The organism is Microcystis sp. M_QC_C_20170808_M3Col, from assembly GCF_007095505.1.
In the GTDB taxonomy this organism is placed as follows: Bacteria; Cyanobacteriota; Cyanobacteriia; order Cyanobacteriales; family Microcystaceae; genus Microcystis.
On the sequence record NZ_SFBY01000164.1, the window covers coordinates 1 to 3,859 of the forward strand.

Annotated in this window: 3 protein-coding genes; all 3 read right to left on the minus strand. The window is 44.1% G+C overall.

Features of this window, described 5'->3' with window-relative positions; genetic code table 11:
• On the minus strand, positions 1–403 hold a 403-nt coding region (locus tag EWV84_RS07620; protein WP_287077524.1), incomplete at its 3' end, for a Uma2 family endonuclease.
• A 35-nt stretch (positions 404–438) separates the two neighbouring features.
• Positions 439–2,787, minus strand: coding sequence for an HD family phosphohydrolase (locus EWV84_RS07625; RefSeq protein ID WP_287077525.1), 2,349 nt, complete (start codon positions 2,785–2,787; stop codon positions 439–441).
• Between the two features lie 91 nt (positions 2,788–2,878).
• On the minus strand, positions 2,879–3,859 hold a 981-nt coding region (locus EWV84_RS07630), incomplete at its 5' end, for an RNA-guided endonuclease InsQ/TnpB family protein (RefSeq protein WP_287077526.1).

Here is a 3,859-nt window from a genome sequence, read left to right on the forward strand (position 1 = left end):
CCACTTCTATAGCTAAATCGGGAGGAGGATCGACAGTTAAATCAATTCTCTCTTTGCCTAAAATTGCCTGTCTATTATCAATATAAAAACAAGTATCTGGTTCTACTCCCGCTTCTCCCGGCATTTTCAAGGTAATTGGATCAAAACATTCCCAGTCTTTGTCTTGACGACGAAGGATAATTTTTACTAAATCACTTAAAAGATTGATACGTTTGCCATGACTTGGTAAAGGAGACATAAGCCGAATTTCTTCAGTTTTGCGATTAAAATAGAGTTTGGGATAGGTTTTCTGGAGACGTAAACTCAGTAATCTTTCGTAATCTTCCCAAGTCTGATGAGGAAAAATAACCTGATTACCTGGAGATAAAGATAAAGTATTTTCGTTGAGAGTGATTAGTAGCATTTTGGTAATTATTTTTGATTTTTTGCTGTTATCTCTTATTTTTTTTCGGCTGAGGAGACTTCTAAAACTGCTTTCGGGTAGGCAATGCGTTGATGATGGAATTGTTGCCAAACCTGCACAAAAACCTCGGCAATAATTGGTAATTCCTCCTGACGAATACCACTATCTACTAATTGTTGATCGCGCCATCGGGCCTGAAAAATCTTTTTGATCATATCCATGGCTTGTTCTGGGGAGGCATCCTTTAGCGATCGCAAAGCGGCCTCGCTACTATCGGCTAACATAACGATCGCCGTTTCTCGCGATTGGGGAATCGGACCATCGTAGCGAAAGGCTGCTTCATCGACGATTTCTTGACCATTTTGTCTGGATTTTTGCAAAGCTTGCTGATAAAAATAGGAAATTAAGAGATTGCCTTGGTGTTCAGGAATAAAATCGCGGACGACTCGCGGTAAACCTTGTCTGCGGGCCATGACTAACCCTTCGCTAACGTGCTTTTTAATAATCTCGGCGCTGACGTAGGGATCGTTAATTTCATCGTGTTTATTCGGGCCACCCATTTGATTTTCAATAAAACCGAGAGGATCGTGCATTTTCCCGATATCGTGATAAAGGGTTCCCGTGCGAATTAATTCCACATTACAGTGCAGTTTTCGGGCGGCCGCTTCGGCTAAACAGGCGACAAAAAGGGTATGTTGAAAAGTACCCGGCGCTTCCGTGGCCAAACGTTTGAGCAAACTACAATTAGGATTGGACAACTCCACCAGACGAATGGGAGTCACCACATCGAAACAGCGTTCCAGATAGGGGGATAATCCTAGAGCGATTACCGTCCAAGCTATTCCCGATAGACCATAGACGAGCGCCGTGGGTAGTAGAGCATAGATGATCGTGCTGGCCGTGGCGCTAACGATTAGGTAGGTGAGCAGATAAACACCCCCTTGACTGACTCCGATTCCCATTCCTAGGAGCGATAATTCATCCCGGGAGCGCAATTTTGCCGCTATTATGGCCGCTAATAGTCCCCCGATCGTCCCCGCGATTAAATCGGCGCTGATGCCTTGGATACTGAATAGGGAAAGACCGGCAGTTAAGAGGACTTGGGTGACGGCCAAAGTCGGGCCATAGAAACTGCTGACTAATAAACCCACGGCTGCCAGATTGGTAAAGGGAATATGGGCGATCGCTAAGATCGGTGTGGTAAAACTTAGTAAACCCAAGAGAAGAAAATCCCGGTGACGCAGAGGCCGATGGAGACGCTGGGCCACGAGGCAAAAAGTCCCGATCGCGCTGGTGACAAGGATTGCCGTTGCTCCTAAACCCATCCAGTTAATGCCCCGTTCGCTTAAACCAAAGCCATCGATGAGAACAAACTGAGCTTGAGTAATTTTTTCGCCTGTTTTAACGATAATTTGACCGGTTTGAGTGTTAGACATCACCATATCTACCGCTTCCACCGCTTTAGCCGCTTGTTCTTTGGTTGACTCCCGATCTTCTATCAGGTTAGCCTGTCCCTCTAGGGCCGCTAGAAGGATATTTTCGGCTAAAAGCTGCTGGCGACGGGTTAGGCGATCGCTGCTAATCTGCACGGCGATGGTATCCTGTAGGTGACTGGTGGAAATCCCCGGGGGGATGCCTTGCACCAAAATGCGACGACCCGCTTGCAGGATGGCTGTTTCTAGGTTTTGCCACTCTCGATCGCCCATTTGAGCTACTGCGATCAGATCGCCATATTTGAGTTTATTTAAGCTGGAATGCCGATAATTTTGGCTGGTTTGCCCCTGTATTTGCCGTAATTGCCCTAATCGATCGATAAATTGCTCAAATTTCCCCTTTGTCACGCGCTGACGATAGGCTTGGATTTCGTGTATAGCATATTCCTGCTCTTTTGTCAAGGGTTTTGCAAAAGATTCTTCATAGTTGAGGCCGCTTTGTAGAGTTGACCATTGAGCGGCAGAAAAGGTGAGCAGCGTTCCCAGTGTGGCGTTAGAAATAGTCCTGCTGATTAAAATGGAATTTTTGGGCAGAATCGGGCTAATTTGACTTAATTGCCCTAAAGTGTCCCGTAGCGCTCGCTCAATCTGGGCAGTGGTTTGGGGGTCTCTTTTCAGCCGGGGAAGCAGTCCAGCCCGAATTTTTTGGCGTTTGAGGGCGGTGGTTTCTTGGTCTTCAAAACTGGCATCTTCGGGGGCGATAATTGTGACGGGGGAAATAGTCCCGACGGCCAATTTCGGCTGATTATAGAAACGATAACCGACTACGCTAGTCAGACAACCGACGGTAAACAGGAAGATTAAGGGTCGTCGAAGTTTACCTAGGGAGTAAGACCGAGATTTTCGGGCAGAATCAGGAAAAACCGTGAAAGAATGCAGAAAATGATTCATAAATTCCAGCTAAATTCTTTGACACTCCCGTCGCTAAAAGCGAGGGATTCTTGGTTCATCGAGTTTCCTTAATCTAGCAGGACGTATCCAACTAAACCAGAGGGAATCTCTCCCCAAGCGTAGTAGTTTCGGTATGCCCTACCGTACTTAGTCCCTTTTTGAGAATATTGATAGCGGCGTTAATATCTCTATCTTCTACATAGCCACAGTGAGGACAAAGATGGGTTCTTGTAGATAGAGATTTAGCTACTTTTTGACCACAATTAGAACAGTTTTGACTGGTGTTATGGGGAGCTACTGCTACTGTAGCCTTACCATATTTAAAGCCAAAATATTCTAACCATTGCCGAAAAGTTGACCAAGCCACATCATTAATAGATTTAGCTAGTCTAGAGTTTTTTACCATGCCTTGAACATTTAAGTTTTCGTAAGCGATGAAATCGTTAGATTTAATGACGCGCAATGCCTCTTTTGAGGCAAAGCCTTTACGTTGCCTACTTACTCTTAAATGCTTTCTAGCATATCTCTTTCTGGCCTTTTGGTAGTTGTTTGATTGGGGTTGACCTCGTTTAAACTTTTTAGATTTCTTCCGATTCAGACGATTTAATCTTTTTTCTGCCTTGCGATAGTATTGCGGTATTTCTACCGTTTCCCCATCACTATTAGCGTAGAAAACGTTTAAACCTACATCCAATCCCACACATCTTTTAGTTGGTTCTAGGGGTTTAGCGTATTCCCGAATATCAACGCTAAGACAGAATTGGACATAGTAACCATCCGCTCGTTTAACAATCCTAACTCGTTTAATTTGGTCTATAGGGTAAAAGTTTAGGTCTCTGGTTCCTTTCAGTTTAACCGTGCCAATATTTTTCTTATCTGTGAAAGTTATTTTCTTTCTATCCTCCGATAGTTTCCAGCCACAGTTTTTATATTCCACAGAACGATTATTCTTTTGAAACTTAGGATAACCTTTTTTACCTTTTATTTTTTTCTTACAATTGTCATAGAAACGAGCAATAGACGACCAAGCTCGTTCAGCAGATGCTTGTCTAGCCGTAGAATTTAGAGTATC